Annotated in this window: 19 protein-coding genes, 7 tRNA genes and 1 riboswitch; of the genes, 2 read left to right on the forward strand and 24 right to left on the reverse strand. The window is 43.8% G+C overall.

Going from position 1 to position 24,743, the window contains the following annotated elements; all coding sequences use genetic code 11:
• Positions 1-2: 2 nt before the first annotated feature.
• From rpoB to NL111_RS07820, 15 genes are all read right to left on the reverse strand, one after another.
• Positions 3-3,602, reverse strand: coding sequence for a DNA-directed RNA polymerase subunit beta (gene rpoB / locus NL111_RS07750; protein WP_285110118.1), 3,600 nt, complete (start codon positions 3,600-3,602; stop codon positions 3-5).
• 228 nt (positions 3,603-3,830) lie between these two features.
• Positions 3,831-6,302, reverse strand: a complete 2,472-nt coding sequence (locus tag NL111_RS07755; RefSeq protein ID WP_285110119.1) for an ATP-dependent Clp protease ATP-binding subunit — start codon at positions 6,300-6,302, stop codon at positions 3,831-3,833.
• A gap of 26 nt (positions 6,303-6,328) precedes the next feature.
• A complete protein-coding gene (locus NL111_RS07760) occupies positions 6,329-6,793 on the reverse strand; it encodes a CtsR family transcriptional regulator (protein WP_128688501.1) in 465 nt (154 codons plus the stop codon).
• 237 nt (positions 6,794-7,030) lie between these two features.
• Positions 7,031-8,836 (reverse strand): pyruvate oxidase, encoded by a 1,806-nt coding sequence (gene spxB, locus NL111_RS07765; protein WP_243909925.1) that lies wholly within the window; start codon positions 8,834-8,836, stop codon positions 7,031-7,033.
• Between the two features lie 334 nt (positions 8,837-9,170).
• A tRNA-Pro gene (locus tag NL111_RS07770) sits at positions 9,171-9,244 on the reverse strand.
• Between the two features lie 70 nt (positions 9,245-9,314).
• Positions 9,315-9,388: transfer RNA gene (locus NL111_RS07775), tRNA-Arg, on the reverse strand.
• Positions 9,389-9,584: 196 nt separating this feature from the next.
• Positions 9,585-9,658 (reverse strand) — tRNA-Arg (locus NL111_RS07780).
• Between the two features lie 16 nt (positions 9,659-9,674).
• Positions 9,675-9,746: transfer RNA gene (locus NL111_RS07785), tRNA-Gly, on the reverse strand.
• A 4-nt stretch (positions 9,747-9,750) separates the two neighbouring features.
• Positions 9,751-9,823, reverse strand: a tRNA-Thr gene (locus NL111_RS07790).
• Between the two features lie 10 nt (positions 9,824-9,833).
• Positions 9,834-9,915: transfer RNA gene (locus tag NL111_RS07795), tRNA-Leu, on the reverse strand.
• 34 nt (positions 9,916-9,949) lie between these two features.
• Positions 9,950-10,022 (reverse strand) — tRNA-Val (locus NL111_RS07800).
• Between the two features lie 239 nt (positions 10,023-10,261).
• Complete coding sequence (serS, locus tag NL111_RS07805) at positions 10,262-11,542, reverse strand: serine--tRNA ligase (RefSeq protein ID WP_024862977.1); 1,281 nt, start codon at positions 11,540-11,542, stop codon at positions 10,262-10,264.
• 282 nt (positions 11,543-11,824) lie between these two features.
• On the reverse strand, positions 11,825-12,457 hold the full coding sequence (locus NL111_RS07810) for a deoxynucleoside kinase (protein WP_002832291.1): 633 nt from the start codon (positions 12,455-12,457) through the stop codon (positions 11,825-11,827).
• A gap of 76 nt (positions 12,458-12,533) precedes the next feature.
• Positions 12,534-13,997: an amino acid permease gene (locus tag NL111_RS07815; RefSeq protein ID WP_002832292.1), complete on the reverse strand. Its 1,464-nt coding sequence runs from the start codon at positions 13,995-13,997 to the stop codon at positions 12,534-12,536.
• Between the two features lie 110 nt (positions 13,998-14,107).
• A riboswitch (Lysine riboswitch) is annotated at positions 14,108-14,285 on the reverse strand.
• Between the two features lie 29 nt (positions 14,286-14,314).
• Entirely contained in the window at positions 14,315-14,821 is a 507-nt protein-coding gene (locus NL111_RS07820; protein WP_024862976.1) for a GNAT family N-acetyltransferase, read from the reverse strand.
• Between the two features lie 101 nt (positions 14,822-14,922).
• On the opposite strand from NL111_RS07820, the gene NL111_RS07825 reads away from it, so the two are divergent.
• Entirely contained in the window at positions 14,923-15,717 is a 795-nt protein-coding gene (locus NL111_RS07825) for a lp_1002 family arylesterase (RefSeq protein WP_024862975.1), read from the forward strand.
• A 166-nt stretch (positions 15,718-15,883) separates the two neighbouring features.
• Positions 15,884-17,134: an LCP family protein gene (locus NL111_RS07830; RefSeq protein WP_128688503.1), complete on the forward strand. Its 1,251-nt coding sequence runs from the start codon at positions 15,884-15,886 to the stop codon at positions 17,132-17,134.
• 180 nt (positions 17,135-17,314) lie between these two features.
• Here NL111_RS07830 and NL111_RS07835 read toward each other — a convergent pair whose 3' ends face one another.
• The 9 genes from NL111_RS07835 to NL111_RS07875 form a co-directional block, all read right to left on the reverse strand.
• Entirely contained in the window at positions 17,315-17,773 is a 459-nt protein-coding gene (locus NL111_RS07835; protein ID WP_002832298.1) for a threonine/serine exporter family protein, read from the reverse strand.
• 18 nt (positions 17,774-17,791) lie between these two features.
• On the reverse strand, positions 17,792-18,535 hold the full coding sequence (locus tag NL111_RS07840; protein ID WP_004166103.1) for a threonine/serine exporter family protein: 744 nt from the start codon (positions 18,533-18,535) through the stop codon (positions 17,792-17,794).
• A 148-nt stretch (positions 18,536-18,683) separates the two neighbouring features.
• Positions 18,684-18,884 (reverse strand): cold-shock protein, encoded by a 201-nt coding sequence (locus NL111_RS07845; RefSeq protein ID WP_002832300.1) that lies wholly within the window; start codon positions 18,882-18,884, stop codon positions 18,684-18,686.
• A 209-nt stretch (positions 18,885-19,093) separates the two neighbouring features.
• A complete protein-coding gene (locus NL111_RS07850) occupies positions 19,094-19,996 on the reverse strand; it encodes a cation diffusion facilitator family transporter (protein ID WP_004166105.1) in 903 nt (300 codons plus the stop codon).
• A gap of 228 nt (positions 19,997-20,224) precedes the next feature.
• Positions 20,225-20,905 carry a phosphatase PAP2 family protein gene (locus tag NL111_RS07855; protein WP_285110120.1) on the reverse strand — a complete coding sequence of 227 codons (681 nt, stop codon included), beginning with the start codon at positions 20,903-20,905 and terminating at the stop codon, positions 20,225-20,227.
• A 12-nt stretch (positions 20,906-20,917) separates the two neighbouring features.
• Positions 20,918-21,577 (reverse strand): HD domain-containing protein, encoded by a 660-nt coding sequence (locus NL111_RS07860; RefSeq protein WP_285110121.1) that lies wholly within the window; start codon positions 21,575-21,577, stop codon positions 20,918-20,920.
• Entirely contained in the window at positions 21,574-23,136 is a 1,563-nt protein-coding gene (gene rny, locus NL111_RS07865) for a ribonuclease Y (protein ID WP_002832304.1), read from the reverse strand. Before rny ends, NL111_RS07860 begins: the two co-directional genes overlap by 4 nt.
• Before the next feature lie 147 nt (positions 23,137-23,283).
• The gene (locus NL111_RS07870; protein ID WP_004165533.1) at positions 23,284-23,697 is read right to left on the reverse strand and encodes a hypothetical protein; all 414 of its coding nucleotides are present in this window, start codon (positions 23,695-23,697) and stop codon (positions 23,284-23,286) included.
• A gap of 53 nt (positions 23,698-23,750) precedes the next feature.
• The gene (locus NL111_RS07875; RefSeq protein ID WP_285110122.1) at positions 23,751-24,629 is read right to left on the reverse strand and encodes an RluA family pseudouridine synthase; all 879 of its coding nucleotides are present in this window, start codon (positions 24,627-24,629) and stop codon (positions 23,751-23,753) included.
• Between the last annotated feature and the right edge of the window lie 114 nt (positions 24,630-24,743).

The raw sequence follows: 24,743 nt of genomic DNA on the forward strand, positions 1-24,743 counted from the left end.
AATTAATTTTGGTTGTTTTCAGTTTCCACAGGAGTAGATTCCGTTGTTGACGAGTCAGCTTCGTTAGCATTAGCCGCCTTTTGCTTTTCGGCATACTTGCTTAGAGCATCAACGTTGACAACTTCATCATCATCTTCGTCCATATCACGAAGTTCAACCTCTTGCTTATCTTCTCCAAGAACCTTCATGTCTAGTCCTAAAGCTTGCAATTCCTTAACCAACACGCGGAATGATTCCGGTACGCCAGGACGAGGAATTGATTCACCCTTCACGATTGCTTCATAAGTCTTAACCCGTCCCACAATATCATCAGACTTGTAAGTTAAGATTTCTTGCAATGTGTAAGCTGCACCATAAGCTTCAAGGGCCCAAACTTCCATTTCACCAAAACGCTGTCCACCAAATTGTGCTTTACCACCAAGTGGTTGTTGCGTAACTAATGAGTAAGGTCCAATAGAACGAGCATGAATCTTATCGTCAACCATGTGGGCGAGCTTCATGTAGTGCATGACACCAACCGCAACCCGTTGTTCAAACGGTTCACCTGTTCGGCCATCGTACAATACAGACTTCGCATCGGAGTCCATACCAGCTTCGGCAACGGCTTCCCAAATGTCTTCGTCACGAGCACCATCAAAAACAGGTGTAGTCATGTGAATTCCTAGGTTCCGAGCTGCCATTCCCAAATGCAATTCCAAAACTTGTCCGATATTCATACGGGAAGGCACACCCATTGGACTAAGCATAATGTCGATTGGAGTACCATCTGGCATGTATGGCATATCTTCTTCTGGAATAACTACCGAAACGGTACCCTTGTTACCATGACGGCCGGCCATCTTATCCCCAACTTGAAGCTTACGTTTTTGAGCAATGTAAACTCGAACCATCATGTTAACGCCAGGAGAAAGTTCATCACCATTTTCCCGAGTGAAGATCTTCACGTCTTGGACGATACCGCCGCCACCATGTGGCACACGGAGTGATGTATCGCGAACTTCACGAGCCTTTTCACCAAAGATAGCGTGTAACAACCGTTCTTCAGCGGAAAGTTCTGTCACCCCTTTAGGAGTAACTTTACCAACTAAGATGTCGCCATCTTGGACTTCAGCACCAATCCGCACAATTCCGTCTTGGTCAAGGTTACGCAATGCATCTTCACCAACGTTTGGAATTTCACGGGTCATTTCTTCCGGTCCTAACTTCGTGTCACGCGCTTCTGATTCATATTCTTCAATATGAATAGAAGTATAAACGTCGTCGCGAACCAAGCGTTCGTTAATCGCAATCGCATCTTCGAAGTTATAACCTTGCCACGTCATGAAGGCAATCAATGGGTTTTGACCGAGCGCTAATTCACCTAATTCCATTGATGGACCATCAGCCAATACATCGTCGGCGTCAACCTTGTCGTTAACCCGCACAATTGGACGTTGGTTGTAGTTCTTACCACCGTTAGAACGGCGGAACTTCATCAATTTGTAAGTGTCTAGTGCACCGTCATCACGACGAACCCGAATTTCACGAGCGTCAACGTATTCAACAACCCCAGGATGTTGACATAACAAAGCAACTCCTGAGTCGTGTGCAGCTTTATATTCAATACCAGTACCAATCAATGGTGCGTGAGGGTCAAGCAAAGGAACCGCCTGACGCTGCATGTTCGCACCCATCAAAGCACGGTTAGAGTCATCGTTTTCCAAGAAAGGAATACATGCCGTCGCAACCGCAACTACTTGCTTAGGTGAAACGTCCATGTAGTCGACGTTTTCAATGCTGGTTTCAATGTTGTCACTTTCATGACGAGCCATAACTACGTCATCAACGAAGGAACCATCGTCATTTAGCGGCGAGTTCGCTTGGGCGATAACGAATTGGTCTTCTTCGTCAGCAGTCAAGTAATCGATCCGGTCGGTTACCTTGTGATCTTTCCAAGAAACCCGGCGGTATGGTGTTTCAATAAAGCCGTAACGGTTAATCTTTCCGTAAGAAGCCAAGTTATTGATCAATCCGATATTAGGACCTTCGGGAGTTTCAATTGGGCACATCCGACCATAGTGAGTATAGTGAACGTCCCGGACTTCGTATCCAGCACGGTCACGAGTCAAACCACCTGGTCCAAGAGCTGAAAGACGACGCTTATGCGACAATTCGCCAAGCGGGTTGGTTTGATCCATGAACTGTGACAATTGTGAAGAACCAAAGAATTCTTTAGTTGCTGCCACTACTGGACGAATATTGATTAATTGTTGTGGCGTAACGGTTTCGGCATCTTGGATTGACATCCGTTCGCGAACAACTCGTTCCATCCGAGCTAAACCAATTCGGAATTGGTTTTGTAACAATTCACCAACTGAACGAATCCGACGATTACCCAAGTGATCAATATCATCAGTGCTACCAATTCCTTGTTGCAATAGGAAGAAGTAGTTAATTGAAGCAATAATATCGGCAGGAGTAATGTGCTTGAGCTTCAAATCAATGTTCCCATTACCGATCATCTTTAATTCACGTTCAGGATCGTTAGGGTCTTGAATCTTAATTACTTGAATCGTCATTGGTTCTGGAACTACCGCTTCATCAGAAGGTTGGTAAGTAACCATCTTGAAATCTTGACGATCAAGGTAAGGTGCCAACTTCTTCATTACGTCTTTGTCAACAACGTCACCCTTTTGAGCCAATACTTCCCCTGTATCTGGGTCAGCAAGGGTTTCAGCGAGGGTTTGACCTAGCAAGCGGGTCTTCAAGCTTAACTTCTTGTTAACTTTGTAACGACCAACTGGTGCCATATCGTAACGCTTTGGATCAAAGAAGCGCGCAGTCAATAAGCTCCGCGAACTGTCCGCAGTTTTAGGTTCACCAGGACGAAGGCGTTCATAAATGTCCTTTAAGGATTCCGCAACTCGCGAATCTTCCGGATTTTTATGCACATCTTTATCAAGGGTAAAGTCTAAACTGTCTGACCCACCAAAGATATCAATGATTTCTTCGTCAGAACCAAAACCAAGTGCCCGAACTAATTCCGTCATTGGGATCTTCCGAGTCCGGTCGATACGAACGTAAGAAACTTCCTTAGCATCAGTTTCATATTCTAACCAAGCACCCCGGTTAGGAATTACCGTTGCGCCCCAAATATTACGATTATTTTTGTCAACGTCTAAGTTGTAATAAACCCCTGGTGAACGAACCAATTGTGAAACAATAACCCGTTCAGCACCATTAATAATGAAAGTTCCTTGTTCCGTCATTAATGGGAAGTCACCAAAGAAGACGTCTTGAGACTTGATTTCACCCGTTTCATGGTTAGTCAACTGCAACGTAACGTGCAATGGCGCAGAGTAATTTGCTTCATGTTCACGAGCTTCATCAACGGTATACTTTGGTTCTAACAACTGATAGTCAACGAACTCAAGTGACAATTTACCGGCAAAATCTTCAATCGGCATAATGTCGTTGAACATTTCCCGAAGACCTTCGTCTAAGAACCATTGGTACGAATCCGTTTGAATCTCGATTAAGTTTGGTAAATCGAGTACTTCTTTAATTCGTGCATAGCTCCGGCGCGTACGATGTTTACCATACTTAACTAAATGTCCTGCCAAGTTATTCACCTCTCCAATTTCTAAGACAAGTTAAATGTTACAGTTTGATTACAAATTGATCCAGCACCTGTTTTTTAGCAAAAAAAAACCAAAAACAGTTCCTAATTCAAGAAACTATTTTTGCTTTTTTTCTAAAACACTGCGGACAATAGATCGCACTGTTTCATTTAACCCAGCTTTAACATACAGATTATATTCTATGCTCTTTTAAAAGCTTTGTCAAATCATTTATTTACTTGTACTGCTTACCGGTTTAGCATCCTTCACTTTAAAAGTGATTTTGTGGTTGCGGGCCCCGATCGTCACGTCGTCGCCTACCTTAACTTGCCCAGCAAGCAACATTTCACTAAGTTGATCTTCTACTTGTGTTTGAAGTGCTCGACGAATTGGGCGAGCACCGTATTCAGGATCAAACCCGGCTTCGGCTACCACGTCAATTGCGGCTGGAGTGAACTTCATGTTAATTCCTTGCGCACTCATCCGCCGAATAATATCCTTCGACATCAATTTTACAATTTGATGCAACTCTGGCTTGGTTAAGGAATGGAAGACAATCGTTTCGTCAATCCGGTTTAAGAATTCTGGTCGGAAACTTTGCTTCAAGACTTCCTTAACCTTTGCGGCCATTGCTTGGTAATCATCAGCCATGTTTTGGGCTCCAAAACCGACTGATTTTTCATCCCGCAACGCCGTCGCCCCTAAATTAGAAGTCATAATGATGATCGTATTTCTAAAGTCGACCCGGCGACCCTTCGAATCGGTCAAGAATCCATCATCGAAGACTTGGAGCAACAAATTAAACACGTCCGGATGGGCCTTTTCAACTTCATCAAATAAGACTACCGAGTATGGCTTGCGCCGAACTTGTTCGGTCAGTTGGCCACCTTCGTCATAGCCAACATATCCAGGAGCCGAACCTACTAACCGGCTGGTGCTAAAACGTTCCATGTATTCCGACATGTCAATCCGGATCATGTTATCTTCTGAACCAAACATTACGTTAGCAAGGGTCTTCGCCAGCTCCGTCTTCCCTACCCCAGTTGGGCCAAGGAACATAAATGAACCAATTGGTCGTTTAGGATTTTTCAATCCGGACCGGGCCCGTCGGATTGCCCGAGCTACTGAAGAAACGGCCTCGTCTTGCCCAATTACGTGTTCGTGCAAGATTTTTTCTAAGTTAACCAACCGTTCCGATTCAGATTGCTTCATTTGAGTAACCGGCACCCCGGTCCAATCGGAAACAATTTGAGCAACGTCTTCACCAGTTTCTTGTAACTTATATTCAACCGGCTGTTCCGCTTCTGCTTGCCGGGCAGCTGCTCGTTCGACCTTTTTCCGCAGTTTCATTTCCTTTTTCCGAATTTCGGCCGCGGTTTCAAAGTCTTGGCGGTCAATGGCGGCTTCCTTATCTGTCTTCAACCGGGCTAACTTATCTTCGTCAGTTTCTCGTTTACTCTGCTTTTCGGCAGCGTCGATTCGAATCTTAGCGGCTGCTTCGTCAATTAAATCAATCGCCTTATCAGGAAGGAACCGGTCGGAAATGTAACGAGCCGACAAGTTTACCGCCTGTTGAATTGCTTCATCAGTAATCCGAACTTTATGGTGTTCTTCATATTTTGGCCGAATTCCTTGTAAAATTTGGACTGCTTCCGCTTGGGTAGGTTCATCAACTTCTACCTTAGCAAACCGGCGTTCTAAAGCTGCATCCGCTTCAATATATTTTTGATATTCATTTAGGGTTGTCGCCCCGATGGTTTGTAGTTCGCCACGCGCTAACGCCGGTTTCAAGATGTTGGAAGCATCAATGGCACCTTCCGCACCACCAGCCCCGATTAAGGTGTGTAATTCGTCAATAAATAGGATAACTTTGCCATCTTGGCGAATTTCTTCGATAACCTTCTTCAAGCGGTCTTCAAATTCGCCCCGGTACTTGGTTCCCGCAACCAACGCACCCATTTCAAGCATCATCAAGCGTTTGTTTTTCATATCTTCAGGCACGTCATCGGTAATGATTCGTTGTGCGAGACCTTCCGCAATCGCCGTTTTACCAACTCCAGGTTCCCCAATCAATACCGGGTTGTTCTTGGTTCGCCGACTCAAAATTTGAATAACCCGTCGGAGTTCGTTTTCTCGCCCGATCATTGGGTCAATTTTGCCGGCTTCCGCCATGGCAGTTAAATCCCGGGCAACCGAATCCAATGTTGGAGTTCCCTTCGTTGTCGTCGCCCGTTGCTTAGCACGCCGACTTTGGGTTGCTGGGTTAACCCCCAGCTTACGTAACGTTACTTTACGGACGTCCGCAACGTCAGTATCCAACGCTAACAGAACTCGTGAAGATAAGATGGTCTCATCTTGAATCAGCGCTAATAGAATGTGTTCTGTACCAATCTTAGCAGCTTTTAATTGCCGCGCTTGGTCTCCCGCATTCGCTAAAATCTCTTTAGCCTTTGGCGAATATGGCAAGTAATCATTTTTGGTTAAGCGTAAGTTGCCGTAACCCGTAAACTGCTCAATTTCTTCAATTACATCAATTTCGGTGACATTAAATTGTTCTAACACACTGTGGGCAACGCCGTTGTTTTCAATCGTTAGTGCTAATAGTAAATGCTCCGTTCCCACCGCGGGATGTTTAAACCGTTTGGCTTGCTCTTGAGCAATAATTAACACGTTGCGTGCGCTAGGAGTAAATAAATTTTCCATTGTCCACCTGTCTTTCTCTAAACTCGTTACTCATATCGAAGGTGATTTAAAACTCCGATAATGATTTTTGCGCGAATCTGGTCTTCTAGTTTCCGATCACCAATGTTTAAGGTACTCTTGGCAATTGTTGCAGCTAGTAGATTAGCTTCCCGCTTACTTAAAACCGCATCTTCATATAAACTGCTTAAAATAGAAATTGCGTCTCGTTCATTAATTGAATCGCCAATCACCTGGATCAACGAATCTAATACGTCAATATCATCTAGCAATTTAACTTTTTCAATCCGGATATAGCCACCGCCGCCGCGCTTACTTTCAACTAAATAACCGTTTTGGATGGTAAACCGGGTTTTAATTACGTAGTTAATTTGGGATGGTACTACGTCAAACTGATCCGCAATTTCAGAACGCCGAATCTCAACTTCCTCCGAATCAGCTAAAATTTCTTTCAAGTATCGCTCGATTATATCCGAAATATTCTGTCCTTGCATAACGACCACCTCTCCCTACTTTGACTAATATTGACTATTATTATACGAAACTGGTCGGCAATTGTAAAAGATATTGTTCAAAATTATCGGTATTAACCGGTTTCACGATATTTTTCCGTTCTTGGGCTAAGAGCACAAAAAGAAGTGGCGTTTAGAATTTAATTAAATTCCGCTTCCACTTCTTTTCTGAAGGTTTCTATCTTATTTTAAATGAGTTTAAAATGCAAGCTTAGTAAACTATTTTTCCACACCAAACTTAGCAAAGTAATCCGTTAGCGGCTTCAATTCGGATCCATCGTAGTCGCTAAAGAAATCACTGACTGACTTTTCACCGTGGGTTGCTTGATAAGCAGCCGAGATCTTTTCGGTGAAGTTTGCCGCTTGATTGTCGAATTCCAATTCTTCAACAGGCAATCCCCGTTGGTCGGTAATTTTAGCGTCAATTACTACTGGTTCGCCAGCTTTTTGATATTCTAACGCCTTATCAAAGGCCGCTGGTAATTCATCTAAGGTTCTAATTGTAATTCCCTTTGCACCCATTGCTTCCGCAATTTTGGCATAGTCAGCGTCTTCAAGATCAATTCCAGAATGATTCATTTGAATATCATCTTGTTCTGACTTAATAAAGTTAAGGGTTTGGTTAGAAGTGATGATGTTAATAATTGGCAAGTGGTATTTCACTTCGGTCAACAAGTCGTGAATTACCATTGAAGCTGCCCCATCTCCTGAAATACTAAATACTTGCCGGTCTGGATATGCAAGTTTTGCTGCGATTGCAGCCGGAATTCCGTATCCCATCGTGGCAAATAATGCAGAAATCGTCCACTGTTTGTCGCCCTTCAAGTCAAGGAAGCGGAAGGAGTTGATGATGTTGTCACCAGTATCAATGCCAAAGACCGCATCTTTATCCGCAATTCGGTTAATTTCCCGATAAATTTGTTCGTAAGATAGCGGACCGTCCGCCTTCTTCATTAACTTATTCAAGTATGCTTTCCAATCTTGCATGTCGGCAACCGTTGCTTGGTAGAATGGCCGATTTTCAACAGCTTCGGAACGTTCCAAAACTTTTTCCAAGAACTTGCCCGAATCAGCCCAGATTCCTAAGTCCAAGAAATGATGGCGCCCAAATTGAGATTCGTCGTTATCAATTTGAACAAACTTAAAATCATGAGTCCGGTAAACTAGGTTGGCAAACGGAAAGTCAGCGCCGAGCGCAATCACTAAGTCAGCAGTTGCAAAGGCTTCGTCAGCCGCCTTGGATGCTGCCCGGTTAGTGGTACCCAGGTTACCTTCCCAATCGTCGTCAACCTTACCCTTTGCTAGACCAGTAATCGTTACGGGGATTTGTAATTTTTCAGCAACTTTCTTCAAGAGTTCTTGATGGTCCTTAATTCCGGAACCCACGTGGAAGACTGGCCGCTTAGCTTCGCGAACCATCTTCAAGAATTGATCTACTTCTTCGTCAGTTGGTGTTTGTTTAGGAGTTTGTTTTTCTAATAACGCAGTCGAAGCATAATTTACGTCCGGAATTTGAACGTAACCGAAATCATTAGGAATTACCACTACCGCTGGCCCGCGGTTTTTGTATGCTGCCCGAATAGCCTTATCAACCACGTATGGAAGGCTTTCCGGGGTCATTACGCAACGGTCATAAACGGCCACGTCCTGGAACATTGGAACTTCAGGAAATTCCTGGAAGAAATCGTAATTCATGTTGCTATGAGGTACTTGCCCAACTAGTGCCAACACGGGAGTATGGTCTTCCTTAGCGTCATATAAACCATTCAACATGTTAACAGCTCCGGGACCTGCTGAACCAAAGGCAACTCCAATCTTGCCCGTTAGCTTTGCTTCAGCAGCGGCAGCGAGGGCACCAACTTGTTCATGGCGGACTTGCACATATTGAATTCGATCCTTTTCTAGGTCTAAAGCGTTCATTGTTGAATTAAACGAACCACCTGGATATCCAAAAACACGTTTAATATCCCAAGCCTGAAGGACTCTTAACATTGCGACACTTGCTGGTACAGTCTTTTCACTCATCTAAACTTACCTCGATTTTATATTTGTAATGTTGTAATCGTTTACAAATAATAACTTACAACTATACTTACTTTATGTCAACATTTTTGCCTGCGCTAACGAATACCGTGGATTTTAAGCATCGCGTTTCGGTTTTTTCCCTAAGTAAATTCATCACATAAATAATCACTTACTATAACTAATTCTGTAACGGGTGCTGGAAAATTCCGCTCAGGTTCAAAAATAAAAAAGCATCTTTCAAGAACTTAAATTTCTTGAAAAACGCTTTTTATTTCGGTGGCTTGGGTAGTGACCAATATGGTCAAATACTCACTTTATTCGCTTAATCGATAAATCGGGAAAACAGGATTTGAACCTGCGACCCCCACGTCCCGAACGTGGTGCTCTACCAAGCTGAGCTATTTCCCGAGCAACTTCGTATTTAGAAGCTTAAAAATGAAAAAGCACTACTCAGCCATGCTGACCAATGCTTAATCAATGCACCCAGTAGGACTCGAACCTACAACCTTCTGATTCGTAGTCAGACACTCTATCCAGTTGCGCTATGGGTGCAAATAATCAATTGTTAAGAATACTCGCAAGAGCCTTCCAACACTTAAAAAGTATATCACAAAATTTAATTTTCGCAATCGCTGTTTTTCACAATGGCGCACTTTGCCAATTAGACAATTTCAAAATAACCCGAATCTCTCGTCACGTTGGTTCAGGGCACAAAAAAACGCCGATCCACCGATTGACGTTTCAAGGATGCACCCAGCAGGAGTCGAACCTGCAACCTTCTGATTCGTAGTCAGACACTCTATCCAGTTGCGCTATGGGTGCATAATTATTAAGTTAAAGCGGAAGACGGGATTCGAACCCGCGACCCCCACCATGGCAAGGTGATGTTCTACCACTGAACTACTTCCGCAAAATGCCGACTAGAGGATTCGAACCTCCGACCCTCTGTTTACAAGACAGATGCTCTGCCAACTGAGCTAAGTCGGCTTAATCCCTATGCGGGCGAAGGGATTCGAACCCCCACACCTTTCGATACAAGAACCTAAATCTTGCGCGTCTGCCAATTCCGCCACGCCCGCATGTAACATTTAAAACCACTGAGAATAATCTCAATGGAGGATACAGGGCTCGAACCTGTGACCTCCTGCTTGTAAGGCAGATGCTCTCCCAACTGAGCTAATCCTCCATAAACCTCGTGAACACATTTATATATAATACGGATTAAACCATTAGTTGTCAATCACTTTTTTAAACTTTTTTTCGAAACACTAAATTAAAACGTTTGCTACGGATGATCGCCCACTACATCGGCACGTAAAATGGTCAAAAAAATAAGGATTAACCTTCTGCAATAAAAGATTAATCCTTATTTATAAGCATCTTGGATAAAACACCAAGCCCTGCCGTTATTTTTAACCTAAATTATTAATTTTTACCAATTACCTTGGTTCCTTGCATATATGGTACCAAAACGTCTGGAACGGTAACCGTACCATCTTCATTTTGGTAGTTTTCCAAAATTGCGGCTACCGTCCGGCCAACAGCAAGTCCCGAACCATTTAACGTGTGGACATACTGTAACTTACCATTTTCATCGCGATACCGGATCTGAGCACGACGCGCTTGAAAATCAGTGGTGTTCGAACAACTTGAAATTTCGCGGTATTTATTTTGCGCTGGAATCCATACTTCTAAGTCGTGAGTCATTGCAGCCGTAAAGCTCATGTCCCCGGTCGTCAACGTAATTACGTGGTATGGCAACCCTAGCTTTTGTAAGAGGGTTTCGGCGTGGTGCGTAAGCTTTTCTAATTCTTGCCAAGAATCTTCTGGTTTTGTGATCTTGACCATTTCTACCTTATTAAATTGGTGCATCCGGATTAAACCACGGGTGTCCCGTCCGGCGCTCCCTGCTTCCGAACGAAAGGCTGGTGAAAGTGCAGTTACGTTAATTGGCAACTGGTCTTCATCTAAAATTTCATCCCGGTAGAAGTTAACTAATGGCACTTCCGCCGTCGGAATTAAGGTTAGTTGTTCATCTTTAATTTCATAACCAGCGTGCGTTTCCTTAAACTTAGGAAATTGGCCAGTTCCATACATCGAGGCATCGTTAACCATGTAAGGCGTGATTTCTTCGGTAAATCCGGCCGCCACGTTTTGATCTAAGAAGAAATTGTAAACTGCACGTTCGAGACGCGCACCATCGCCAACGTAGTAAACAAACCGACTACCAGCAACCTTAGCAGCCCGTTCAAAGTCTAAAATTCCCAAAGCTTCGCCAATTTCCCAATGGGCTTTGGGCTTGAAATCAAACTTCCGAGGGGTGCCAAATTTACGTAATTCAACGCTGCCTTCTTCAGTTAAACTTACCGGTACGTCAGGATGTGGTAAGTTAGGCAAGTGGGCCGCTTGGTCTTCTACTTCCGCAGCAACTTTTTCTAATTGCTCATCGAGTTCTTTAATTTCTTGGCTAACTTTCCGCATTTTTTGAATTGGTTCGTTAGCATCTTCGTGGTTACGTTTCATCTGGGAAATTTGGTCCGAAACGTCATTACGAACTTTCTTTAAGCTTTCGCTCTTTACAATCAACTCCCGGCGTTGGTTATCCTTTGCCAATAACTGGTCAATCGTTTCTGGCTGAACCCCACGGGTAGCTAACTTTTCTTTAACTTCATCAGTATGGTTACGAATCATCTTTAAATCTAACATGCAAATTCCTCCTTACTAAAATCAAAATAAAAAGAGCCTCCCTCCCAATTGGGACGAAGAGGCTCTTTTCGCGGTACCACCCAAGTTCACCATCACTGGCGCACTTTCATGATGGTAACGGAATCACCGAATGGCATTACCCATTTGTTTAATCAGCGCCGGAGTTTCGGTTAGTCCTTTCCACCATCCGGACCTCTCTAAAAACCTACTTAAAACGCCTTGTTAACAACTGAACTATTTATTTGTTAACCGTATTATACAAAAAAGATGCAACTTCTGCAATTAAATTTGCGAAATCTTTTCTTCAACTAATTGGATAACTTGTTGACGTGCGCTAGGTTCTTCCACAAAGTCATACTTATCGCCATCAATTCTAATCTTAGGGCTTTGATCGTAGTTTTCAAACCACGATACGTAACGCCGATTTAATTCCTTATAGTAATCGTATAAGGACGGGTCGTTTTCAATCTGTTCGTATGAACGACCGCGCTTTTTAATCCGTTTTAACATGGTATCAAACGAAATATCAATATGAATCAAAAGGTCCGGGTTTTTCTTGTATGAAAGCCGTGGTAATTCTTGCATCATGTTGCTCAACAACGAATCGTAAATCTTGACTTCGGTTTCAGTTGCCCGTCCTAAATCAGCGTTTAGATGGAAGAGTAACGAATCCTCATAAATTGAGCGATCCATCACGCTTCTAAAACCGTCATTAGCTTGCTTGATGCTATCTAGCCGTTTATTTAGAAAATAAATCTGTAATAAAAATGCGTAACGTTTTGGATCCTTATAGAAAAGCGGCAAAATTTTGTTGTCATCTACCGATTCATAATAAGCATCGCTACCCCAATGCTGGGTTAATAATTCCGTCAGTGACGTCTTGCCGGCGCCGATTGGACCTGATAAAGCAATCATTTAAGATACCCCTTTTTCATTTAATAGCACCACATATTGTACCACCAAACGAAAGCAAAACAACATCTTGAAAAAATCACTTTTTCGTGATATTCGGCCGACTTAAGTCGATCTCCTCTAATGGAATTAATTTGGTCTTATACTTAATTTTGTAATATGCAAAAAGCACTATAAACAGCGGAACCGACATGTAGGTAATCCCAATCGCCTGCCAGTTAAGGTTGATTAAGGAATTAATGTCCTGTCCTAAGATAACCACAATACTTAACACAAAGGCAAACAACGGTCCAAACGGGAACCACTTTGCCCGATACTTCAATTCGCTTAGATCATGGTTTTGCTTGACGAATGCGCGTCGGAACCGCCAATGGGATACGGCAATCCCCATCCAGGCGATGAAGCCGGTCAATCCGCTAGCCGCAACTAACCAAGCATAAATCTTGGTTCCCATAATACTGGTAATAAAGGTTAATAAGCCCACCACGGTGGTTCCAATTAGGGCTACATAAGGAATGCCTCGCTTGGTCGTCCGACCGAAAATTTTAGCTGCATAACCTTGCTTTGCCAACGAGAACAACATCCGTGAAGATGCGTACATCCCCGAGTTAGCCGAAGAAAGCACCGATGTAAGGATAATGGCGTTCATTACCCCCGCTGCACCTGCTAAACCAGCCCGTCGAAATACAAGGGTAAACGGACTAATTGAAACGTCGCTTGCCGAAGTTCCTAGCAAATCTGGACTAGTATACGGTAAGAGACAGGCAATTACGAAAATCGCCAAAATGTAGAATAATAAAATCCGCCAGAAAACCTGGTTGATTGCCTTAGGAACGCTGCTTTCCGGAGTTTCTGATTCCCCAGCCGTAATCCCGATTAACTCGGTTCCTTGGAAAGAGAATCCGGCAACGACGAAGACGCTTAAGATTGCTGGAATTCCCCCAACAAACGGTGCCTTCCGGTATACAAAGTTTTCTAAGTAAGTTGCGTGGCCACCCATAATCCCGAAAATGGTAAGGGTTCCGACTGCCAAGAAAACAAAGACGGTAACCACCTTAATTAAGGCTAACCAGTACTCGGTTTCCCCGAACGCTTTAACGGTCAACGCATTAATCAGGACTACTAGCGCTAACGCAATCAAACTCCAAATCCATCCCGGAACGTTAGGTAACCAGAATTTCATAATCAGCGCAATCGTACTAATATCCACGGCGACCGTAATCGCCCAGTTGAACCAGTAGTTCCACCCCATTGCAAACCCAAAGGCGGGATCGACGTACTTAGAAGCGTACGTAGCAAACGATCCCGAAACTGGCATGTAGGTCGCCATTTCGCCTAAACTAGTCATCAAGAAGTACACCATAATTCCCATCCCGACGTATGCTAGTAGGGCACCACCCGGGCCGGCTTGAGAAATTGCTAAACCACTAGCGACGAACAGGCCGGTCCCGATACTGCCGCCTAGTGAAATCATTGAGATGTGACGAGTCTTCAGCGCCCGCTGGACGTGATTGCCGCTCGCCTGCTTTTGTAACTGTGCCATAATAGAGAACCTCCTAAAAATTAAAAGAGGCGCTGTGATTATCCCAGAACAAAATAAAAAGCCTTTTTGCGCGCACTTACACAAAAAGACCGTTTAAAATCGTTAGTCAAATCGTAGATAGCGCTCCGCAACCGTAATTGCGACAGTCCTTGGCTTATTCAACCAAGTCCCAAATCGTGCAGAATTAAGTCTGCAGTCATTTCGGCCTCGTTACCTTTCTCCCTGGGTCCCAGATGCTTAATCATCTTACCAGGGTTACTCATCATTGAGGCGACCTCTTCTTTCGATGTGATTCAAATTATAGCAAACTTGATTAATTATGCAAGCTTAAGGTTCAATTCGTATAAATATTCTTTCCGGACGCGGCCGTCATACCCGGATACATTTTCAAACACTCCCGGTTGGCGAATAAACCCATTCTTTTCTAAAACCCGCTGAGAGGCCTGGTTATCCGTTAAAACGTTGGCCTGAACTTTTACGGTACTCATCGTTGTCGATTGCCGATTCCTTAAACTCTTCAACGCAAAATGGACTGCCCGCGACATAATTCCTTGGTTCCAATACTCTTCAGCCAGTAAATATCCTAATTCAAAAACGGCTTCTTCCGCCTGTTGAAAAATAAAGATTCCCCCGCTCAACCGGTTTTCCTCGTTAACAATCGCTAGAAAATTCGGGCTGCCTACCATCCCTTTAAAAGCTAGCCACTGCTCTAATTCCGTTTTTAAAACTTGCATTCCCGCTAGTCGCGCGAGTTTTTCGTTATTCATCAGTACTTGATAATCTGCAAAGTCACTCGTTGCAAAGTATCGTAGTTTAAATTTCATTTATTTCTCCCAAATTATTTTTCGTATGACTCAAAAAGATTTAAGATAGTCTATAGATAATCTATGTGAATATATTTTACTACTTAAAAGGAGTCGATCTTATGCAAATAATTAAAACACCACTTAACCAGGTAAATCCTCAATCTCAAGCAGAGTTAATTTCCTACGTTGATCCCAGCCTTACCAACGCGCTTAACCCTGCGCTAATTTTTGTACCGGGAGGCTCTTATACTCACATTGATTTTAAGCAATCCGAAAAAGTTGCGCTACGCTTTTTGTCACTTGGTTTTCAAGTTTCCATCTTACGGTACTCTTTTGTCGACGAAGTTCAACCGCTCTTCCCGGCTCCCCTATTGGAAACTGCGCAAGCAATCGCCACTACTAAACAAAACGCCGCACAATGGCACGTTGATCGCCAAAAAGTCATGTTGATGGGCTTTTCCGTCGGTGGACACGTAGTCGCTAATTACAACAATTTATGGTCTTCAGACTGGTTACAAGCCCAAACCCACTTATCTGCAGAAGATTTAAAGCCCGCCGCTACTATTTTAGGTTACCCAGTAATTACCCCATTTGATGGCTTCCCTGACCAACCTACTTTGGCGCAGTGGACTAACAATCCCGATGAGATTGCTGCTGACCAACACGTAACCGCCGACAATGCTCCAACTTTCATTTGGGCCACCACTGACGACCAGTTAGTTTCTTCAAAAAATGCCGTGGACTACTTCTTAGCGCTCCAAGCTCATCAAGTGCCCACCGAATTACACCTTTACCACCACGGTCCTCACGGAATGGCGTTAGCTGACGAAACTACGGCTTACGACGAGCGTCACCAAGATTCTCGCATTGCCGATTGGATTGCTAATGCATTAGCTTTTTTACGCGAACTATAACAGAGCTTATTTTCCATTAATAAAGAAAATAGACCTTTATTCCTTAAAAGCATAAAAAACTACTTTTTATACACTAAATATTAAACTTTAGTTAATTCAATCAAACCACCAAATAAATTTGGTATTATATTAGTAATTGATTTTTAACATTGTGGAGGAAACTTGTATGAGTGAAGACTCACGTAATTCCAATTTAAGCCGATTTAGCGGCAACCAGTTTAATTCGGTGCCGGAGGAAAATGATTCTAACGCCGATGAGCAAAATAACCCAACCAGTGGCAGCCGGCAAAAACGGCAACGCAATCCCCGTCCGCCTAAGAAGTGGCATCCTTGGCGCTGGGTTGTTTGTGCCGTTATCGCCCTCCTGTTGATTGTTTTCGGGGTCAAAAAATGGTATACCGCTAAAAATGCGGTCGATTCAATTTTTGATAGTGCTCGCATTCAAAAGGCACGGGACGTTTCCAGCGAACTAAAACACGGCAAGCCGATTTCCATCCTATTACTGGGTACCGATACTGGGGCGCTAGGCCGGAATTATCGTGGTCGCACTGACACAATGATCGTCGCTACGTTAAATCCCAAAAAGAAGAAGATGACTTTGACTAGCATTCCCCGGGATACCGTAATGTCGATTCCGGGATATTCCAGTTATTCACCATCCAAAATTAATTCTGCCTACGATTTTGGCGGAGCCGGAACGGCCATTCGAGCGGTTCAAAAATTGTTAAACGTTCCAATTGACTACTACGGGTTAATCAACATGGGTGGACTAGAAAAGATTGTCGACGGTGTAGGCGGGATTGACGTCACCCCTAAGCTAACCTTTAAGTATGGCAACGCCGACGTTAAGAAGGGTGTTAAAATCCATCTTGATGGTAAAGCTGCCCTTGATTACTCCCGGATGCGTTACGATGATCCTAAAGGAGATTACGGAAGGCAAACTCGGCAGCGCCAAGTTTTGATGGCCATCTTAAGAAAGAGCGATTCGATCACCGCGTTGCTCAACCAAAACTTCTTAAATTCTCTGCAAAAACAAACTAAAACTGATTTAACCTTTAATGAGTTGCTAGCCCTTTCAAGTAACTATCGGGTTGCTACCCACCATTTGAAATCAACCCATTTACAAGGTGAAGGAATCACCATTAATGGCGGTTCTTATGAATACGTTCCGCAAAAAGAACGACAGCGCGTTACTAACTTCATTCGCAATGCGCTTGATTTACCACACAAAACTACCGGTACGACTGGAATCAGTAGCATGTATACCGGCGAAGTTGAGGAAAATGATGCAACATCTGGTGCTGATGATAATAGCAGTACTTCTTCAAACTACAATGATCCTAACAACCAAGCAACTCCTACCCCCACTACGCCTAGTACAGGGACAGGAGCAACTACGGGATATCAAGGCTATTAAGCAATAAATACCCAATTAAAACGACTTCGTTTGACTTGAACATCTGCAAAGCAGAATTTAAAATTCGACATTGATTCTGTTTAAACTGCGAAGCTTCCAAAATTAAAACGCCCCACAAGAGTATCACAACCCTTGCGAGGCGTTTTTCAATTTCATTTATTCTTTGTTTATTGGTAGCCCTTATTTATTTTCCCGGACCTTTTTGAAACGCACTACTAATTTACGTTGCAAGCGGTCAATGAACTCAGCCATCAAAAAGCCGATCCCGATTGACCCCGCAATTACCCCCACTTCCAACATAAAATGAGTGGCAAGCCGCGTATTGGACAACGCAAAGTTACGAATCATTTGGTAAGCCTGTCCGCCGGGGACCAGGGGCACAATCCCGGGAATACTGAAAACAATCATTGGCATTTTCAACCGCCGGGCCGCAAATAAACTTAGTAAGGCAATCACCGTCGTGGCCGTTAAGGAGCTTAATGCGAGCCCTAAGTGAAATTGCAACATTTCCCAGTAGATTCCCCAAGAGATTCCACCAATTATTCCAGCAGTTAACAACGCCCGGTGCGGGATGTTAATAATAATCCCAAACCCAACCGTGGCAATCCCCGCCATCACAAATTCCAATAATAACTGCATCAATCTTCCTCCATCACATCATATGAACCGAAATACGAACGCAATCCCAAAGCCAATCGCGCATGCGGATAACAGGGCCTCCACACCGCGTGCTGGCCCACTAACTAAATGGCCGTTTAAAATATCTCGGACCGCGTTAGTCAGTGGCACTCCGGGAACAAGGGGCATGACTGAGCCGATGATAATATCATCTAACGATTGCCCCCAGCCCATTCGAACGATTAAGACCGCTAAAATACCGATTACGATCGAGGCAAAAAACTCGCTTATGTACTTAACGTTCAAAAGACGGTTACTCAGGTAAAAGACGGTGTACCCGAGGGCTCCCACCAACATGGTGACCCCCAAATCTACCAAATTCCCCGAAAAGGCTACCATGAGGGGACCACTTACCAGTGCAGCACCCAACACCTGCAGCCAAAACGGGAAAAACGGTGTTGCTTCATCCAACGTGCTTAACTTTTCATAAAACTCGTCTAGGGTGATTTGTTTTGCCGCGTATTCTCGTGAAAAGGAATTGACCGCAGAAACCTTCTCTAGATCAAAGGCTCGCCGCGTAATTTGTTCCACCTGGGAAGTTAACGAGTTCGGAACCGAAACAATCAAGCCGGTAATTGTACCGAATAATTGTAAATCATCAATTCCTGAATTAATCGCAATCCGTTTCATGGTATCCTCGGCTCGCGACATTTCGGAGCCATTTTCAATCATTATTCGTCCAGCAAGCAGACAAGTCTTAATTACTTTTTTTAAATCACGCATCCACCGCACCTCCGCTTTAACTTCTTCATTATACCGAATAAGCCAGCGATTCGTTAATGATTTTATTTTTATAACGTAATTTTCTTCGCCAAATTACACAAAAAAAGCAGCGTGCCGAAGCACCCTGCTTTTTCAGTAATTTTTTAAATTAGTTTTTTTCAACGTTTACGGCTTGAGGTCCGCGGTCGCTTTCTTCAACATCGAAGCTAACTGATTGGCCTTCTTCAAGAGTTTTGAAGCCGTCGCTTTGGATAGCTGAGAAGTGAACGAATACGTCACTACCATCTTCGCGAGTAATAAAACCAAAACCTTTGTCTGCGTTAAACCATTTAACTGTACCTTGTTCCATTATGAACATCCTCCTGTAAAACCATGATGCATGGCTGTTTTAAAATTTGTAGCTTGAGCCGGTAGTAATGGGGATAGTTCACAATAAAACAATCTGACCAAAAGCACCTAACCAAAAGCACATCTATAGTATAGCATGCCCTTCTCAAAAAAAACAGCAATATCCTTAATTTCTTTCAAAAAAATTAAAACGCTATCAATTATCACTCGCTAAACGTCGTCTTTATTAGTCGTAAAAATCTGATATTCCTTGCCCCGATCAACTTCAGCTTGCAAAGTTGCGTGTTCGATATTGTACTTATCCTTTAGCAATTTTCTAATCTTTTGGTAAATTGGTTCAACTTCGCTGAGTTCTTGATCCTCTAAAGCAATGTGTGCGGTTAGCATAATCCTGTGTTCGTCAATCATCCAAGTGTGTACGTGATGAATATTAACCACTCCTGGAACGCTTAGCACCGTTGCTTTGACCGCGCGATAGTCCAACCGTGGTCCCGCCTCCATTAAAATATTAGTCGCTTCGATGATAATTGGAATCGTCTTGTAAGCAATGTAGACGGAAACCACAATGGTCATCAACGGGTCCGCCCAAACCACGTGGAATATTTTTATAATTAACGCACCTAAAATAACTCCCCCAGAGGCAAATGCATCACTTAAAATGTGCAAATAGGTCGCCTTTAGGTTTAAGTTATTGTGCGAACCGCTATGTAGCAACCACGCTGAAAAACCATTGGCTAACAAACCAACTACCGCTACAACTAACATTAATCCGCCGTTAACCGGGTGCGGATGAGCGAATCGCCGAATTGCTTCCCAAATTAACAGGGCTGACATTACTAACAAAAAAATTGCGTTAAAGTACGACGATAAAATTTCTGCCCGCCGGTAGCCATAAGTCTTAGACTGATTAGAATTTCGCTGACTAATCCGACTAGCCACGTAAGCCATTACGATTGAGGCACTGTCGCCCAAGTTGTGAATCGCATCGGACAAGAGCGCTAAACTGCCGGAGAGCAATCCGCCCCCGAATTCAACCGCCGTGATTACTAAATTTAAAACCGTCGCTTCCAAAAATCTCAAACCGTGTTGAGCTTTGTCATCTTTAAATTCCATAAAAACTCACCCCCACTGCAACTATCCTTATTATCCTTCATTTAGAAAGCACCTTCAATACTTCTCGAAGTAACAATTAATTTCGTTCTAAAATTAAAAAGCTTCCCAAGAATCTAAAAATTCTTGAGAAGCTCTTTGTAATATAAGTACGATTAACGCTTACCATGTGGAGAACTCCCTTTAATCCACCCAAATAAGCTTTAACTATACTCTTAGGGATCCAAATTACTACCGCTGGTGGTGCCGACCCACGCTAGGTTCTATGTAGTTAGCAATCGTATCGTACAAGCTGTGATATAACATGATGGCCACCCATAGCCAAACGGTTCCTAAGCCAACCGCCACTAAGGTATCGGTGAGGTAATGGGCCCCCAAAAAAATCCGGGACCAAATTACCAAAATCTGCCAAATTACCAACCCGGCGGTGCAAGCTTTTTTCAACGATGATTCTGCCATTGGCCGTACGAAGAATAGGTAAAGAAACGCTAAAACTAAGAACGCTTCAAAAGTGTGGCCGCTCGGCATACTATATCCCGTTTCAGGGATAATTTGAGCAATCGTAGGCCGCGGACGTTTGACAAATTCCTTTAAAAGGTAAGCCACAACTGCTCCGCCAAACATCGTGCAAATCACCCAAATTGCATCAACCCGTTGCCCTTGCCGCAACCACAAGTACGCTGCGATCAATACTGCGTAAATCAATCCCATTTTAGTGTCGGCAATCATCGTGATTAGTCGCATCACGGGTTCTAAAAACATCATAAATTCACTTTGTACGGCGCTGCTAAACAGTTGGTCCACAAAAAGCATAAACATGCTTTGCATCTTGACCCCTGCTACCAAAACGATTACCACTAACGCCGCTAGTATCACAAATCGTTTTGGCACATTAGGCATATCTCGTAACATCCCTAACTCCTCCTAGTTTTCTTGATTCCATTCGGCAATAAATTCCGTTAAAAACGACTTCATCCGCTGGGTGCGTTTTTCAGCAATTTGTTGGGCTAATGGAGTGTTCATTTCGTCCTTTAGCTTAAGTAGCTTTTCATAGAAATGGTTAATTACCGACTGATTTTGCCGATACTCGGCATGTGTCATTACCTCACGCGGCGCAATCTCAGGATCATACATTATGTGCCCATGCGCGCCCCCATAATAAAAAGTGCGTGCAATTCCAATGGCCCCAATTGCATCCAACCGGTCGGCATCCTGCACAATCTGCCCTTCTAAAGAAAGCTTATACTTATGTTCTAAATTATCCGAAAATGACATGTGCGTAATGATATCGAAAATATGCGCAATGTCATAGTCACTAACCGCCAATTCCCGCAAAAAACGGGTCACTTCGTCTTCAGCAGTTTTGGTTTGTTCAACAATCTTTTCGTCAATCACGTCGTGCAACGTGGCAGCCGCAAAGACCACAAAACGGTTGATTTTCTCATCACGATCATCCATCAACTTTTGGGCCATCTTTACCACCCGTTGGATATGGGCGTAATCATGTCCGGTCAAGTCGTTTTGCAATTTCTTCATCACAAAATGGTTGATTTGGTTTAATTGTTCGACATTATCTTGACTCATGCTTGCTTTTTCTCCGCGTATTCTACAATTTCCAGTTTTCTAACCACCGTAACCTTGACCTGTCCTGGATAAGTAACCTCATCTTCAATGCGGTCCTTAACGTGAGTAGCCACGTTCTTAATACTGCGATCGTTAGTTTCCTTAGGCAAAACGATTACCCGTAGCTCGCGACCCGCTTGAATTGCGTAACTTTCCTGTACTTCCGGCTGGTCATTAGCAATTCCTTCCAAGCTTTTAATCCGTTGCAAATAATCTGCCGCTGATTCGCTTCGGGCTCCTTGACGAGCACCAGAAATCGCGTCCGCTGCTTCAACAAGGTCAGCAATTACGTACTTAGATTCAACGTCTCCATGGTGCGAAGCAATCGTGTTAATCACCACTGGGTTTTCTCGGAATTTCGTGGTTAGCTCTACTCCCAGTTCAACGTGCGTAGCTTCAATATCCCGGTCAATAGATTTCCCAATATCATGTAAAAGCCCCGCACGCCGGGCCAATGCAGCATTTTCGCCCAATTCAGTAGCAAAAATTCCTGCTAGTTTAGCCGTTTCGATAGAATGTTCCAAAATATTTTGTCCGTAACTGGTTCGATAATGCATCCGCCCAATAATTTTAATCAAGTCTGGTGCCACGTGCTTCAGCTTCAATTCCCGAACCGCATTTTCACCGTAATGTCGAATGCGTTCGTCAATCGTCCGGTTAGCTTGGTTCACCAGCCGTTCAATCGTGTCGGGAAGCACTCGTTTTTCACCCTTAATAGATTTAATTACTTCCATAGCCGTAGCACGCCGCACCGGGTCATATCCGTTGATGATTACTTCTTTCGTTTGGTCATCAATGATCACGTCTACCCCGGTCAAGGCTTCAATCGCTCGGACATTTTGTCCGGAGTTACCAATAATTTTTCCCAAGTATTCTTGGTTATCGGCAACCAAGCCGCGGTGATTTTCATACTGCACGCTGACCACGTTACTATGTTCCATTGCCAACGCAATCAAATCTTCTGCTTCCCGTTCCTTTGAACTTTCTAATTCGGTTGCTGCATTGTTAACAAACTCTTCTTGGGATTGTTCCGCATCTTCCTTAGTGGCTTGCAAAACCGCGTCACGTGCCTGCGCTTCAGGTAAATCAGCCACGTTTTGCAACGTTTGCCATCGTTCAGCAATCAACTGGTCCGCCTGCTTCAAAGTTTCCTTAACCGTATTTTTCCGGCCCTGCAACTCGTGGCGCTTCTGTGATAACAGGTTTGCTCGGTTGGCAAGTGCATTGCGCTTTTGCTCCAACAACTTCATTCGTTGCTCAATCCAAGCACCCTTGCGTTGGTTATCACGTTGATCATCGTCGAGTTCTTGACTAATGGTCATCCGGTACTGTTCCGTTTCTTGGTGACTTTTTTGTTGATATTCTTGAACTGCTTGGCGGGTCGCTTCTTGTTGCTGGGCAGTCAGCTTTTTAGCTGCTTGCCGCGCTTCTCGTAAAACTTCCTGGTGCTTTTGCGCCCGACGCCAAAATCCGCCGCCTAGTGCCAGCACCAACAAAATTACGATTAAAATCGTTACCATCGCGTTGCCCCCTTCTTCTTCATAATCGGATTTTATTATAGCATAATTCCACTAGGTCATTTTCCGGCCATTCCAACGTTTTACCAGATGTTTAAACATCGCCTGAGGGCCTCTTAAATGATTCTCAGCTAAACTTGCGGGCTTGTCTTACAATTCCACCATTCGCCACATGCCTTCGCCGGCTTTTTCCAAGTCGTTTACAAAACTCAAAACCATCTTTGCCCGGTTCGGATTCTTTTCGTACAAACGGTTCAATCCCTGGCCAGTCGTCAACGGCGTGCCTAGGTTAAACTGTCCGTCCGTTTGCGTTCCTTCCGAAAAGGCCACTACCCAATCGCCAGTTTCAATCGCGGTGTATAGGAAAAATAAGGCGTAATCTTCACTCAAGTATGCGGGAACCGCCCAAACCTGGTCACCGACTTCCTGAGTCAAGTTACCCATGAAATTGTATTCGGACGCGTTGCTACTGTTCACCTCGTGATTTAACTGCATTAGCATGGCGTCAAACGCTGGGTCTCCTAACGTTACGTTTATGTTTTCAAAATTGCCTTCTGTTGTCATAACTACCTCTTCAATCAATTATTTTCTACTCGTTTAAAGTTGTTCGAAACTACCTACATCCCGATTGCTTGTAAATCTGCGGGCAAGGGAGCCGTAAACTCTAATTTCTGATTCGTGAATGGATCAAAAAAGCGGATGGATTGCGCGTGCAAAGCCTGTCGCTCAATTCCCCGGTCCATGGGACCACCATATAGTTGGTCGCCCACTAACGGATGCCCCGCGTCCGCAAAGTGTACGCGGATTTGATGAGTACGTCCAGTTTTTAAATGAACCTGTACCAACGTTTGATTTGCAAAACGTTGGACCACTTTAAAGCTGGTCGTAGCGCTTTGCCCGCCTTCTTGAACCTCCCGGTGGATTCCATCGGCAGCTAGTCCTAGCGGCTGGTTAAAGGTCCCTTTTTCAGCACTAACCACCCCGTCAACTAGCGCAAGGTACGTTTTTTTAATCTTTCGGTGACGTACTTGCTCGCTTAGAAGGCTGTTAGCCACTTGATGACGAGCTACGAGGGTGATCCCGCTCGTAAACCGGTCCAACCGGGTGATTAAATGGGGTACCAAGTTAACTGCTCCGTTAGCTTGCCAGTGCCCCTTAATCCGATTAACTAAGGTATCCGTACGGTTACTTGGCCCGGGAACCGCAGTTAGACCCGCAGGTTTATTAACCACTAACCAATTATCATCTTCATAAATAACGTCGAGCGGTTGATCACTAACTGGTACCGCTGGGTCAGAATCCTCATCCGGCAGTTCAATCCAAAAGGGTTCAAAGGGCATAACCTTGTCTTTTAACGCCACCGCCCGCTCGTTTTCGTCAACTAACCGCCCGTCTTGGCGAATTTTTTGCATTAACCGTTGACTGGCTCCTAACCGTTGTAATACTTTTTGTGCACTAATAATTTCTTCTAAATTATTTTCAATTCGATATCGCATATTTTCTCCATTCGTTTGTGCTTTCTTCCTTCACTCATTTCCATTATAGCTAATTTCCGATTCGCTTACCGAAAACTTTTTTCCTTGAATTTCAAGTAAAAGGGACTACAATAA

The sequence above is a fragment of the Pediococcus sp. AC40 genome, from assembly GCF_030252485.1.
GTDB classification, from domain to species: Bacteria; Bacillota; Bacilli; order Lactobacillales; family Lactobacillaceae; genus Pediococcus; species Pediococcus acidilactici.

Bases quoted from the DNA above. Each gene is read 5' to 3' on its own strand.
- NL111_RS07755 (WP_285110119.1), bottom strand. From the start codon at position 6,302: ATGGAAAATTTATTTACTCCTAGCGCACGCAACGTGTTAATTATTGCT.
- NL111_RS07760 (WP_128688501.1), bottom strand. From the start codon at position 6,793: ATGCAAGGACAGAATATTTCGGATATAATCGAGCGATACTTGAAAGAA.
- spxB (WP_243909925.1), bottom strand. From the start codon at position 8,836: ATGAGTGAAAAGACTGTACCAGCAAGTGTCGCAATGTTAAGAGTCCTT.
- serS (WP_024862977.1), bottom strand. From the start codon at position 11,542: ATGTTAGATTTAAAGATGATTCGTAACCATACTGATGAAGTTAAAGAA.
- NL111_RS07810 (WP_002832291.1), bottom strand. From the start codon at position 12,457: ATGATTGCTTTATCAGGTCCAATCGGCGCCGGCAAGACGTCACTGACG.
- NL111_RS07815 (WP_002832292.1), bottom strand. From the start codon at position 13,997: ATGGCACAGTTACAAAAGCAGGCGAGCGGCAATCACGTCCAGCGGGCG.
- NL111_RS07820 (WP_024862976.1), bottom strand. From the start codon at position 14,821: ATGAAATTTAAACTACGATACTTTGCAACGAGTGACTTTGCAGATTAT.
- NL111_RS07825 (WP_024862975.1), top strand. From the start codon at position 14,923: ATGCAAATAATTAAAACACCACTTAACCAGGTAAATCCTCAATCTCAA.
- NL111_RS07830 (WP_128688503.1), top strand. From the start codon at position 15,884: ATGAGTGAAGACTCACGTAATTCCAATTTAAGCCGATTTAGCGGCAAC.
- NL111_RS07835 (WP_002832298.1), bottom strand. From the start codon at position 17,773: ATGCAGTTATTATTGGAATTTGTGATGGCGGGGATTGCCACGGTTGGG.
- NL111_RS07840 (WP_004166103.1), bottom strand. From the start codon at position 18,535: ATGCGTGATTTAAAAAAAGTAATTAAGACTTGTCTGCTTGCTGGACGA.
- NL111_RS07845 (WP_002832300.1), bottom strand. From the start codon at position 18,884: ATGGAACAAGGTACAGTTAAATGGTTTAACGCAGACAAAGGTTTTGGT.
- NL111_RS07850 (WP_004166105.1), bottom strand. From the start codon at position 19,996: ATGGAATTTAAAGATGACAAAGCTCAACACGGTTTGAGATTTTTGGAA.
- NL111_RS07855 (WP_285110120.1), bottom strand. From the start codon at position 20,905: ATGTTACGAGATATGCCTAATGTGCCAAAACGATTTGTGATACTAGCG.
- NL111_RS07860 (WP_285110121.1), bottom strand. From the start codon at position 21,577: ATGAGTCAAGATAATGTCGAACAATTAAACCAAATCAACCATTTTGTG.
- rny (WP_002832304.1), bottom strand. From the start codon at position 23,136: ATGGTAACGATTTTAATCGTAATTTTGTTGGTGCTGGCACTAGGCGGC.
- NL111_RS07870 (WP_004165533.1), bottom strand. From the start codon at position 23,697: ATGACAACAGAAGGCAATTTTGAAAACATAAACGTAACGTTAGGAGAC.
- NL111_RS07875 (WP_285110122.1), bottom strand. From the start codon at position 24,629: ATGCGATATCGAATTGAAAATAATTTAGAAGAAATTATTAGTGCACAA.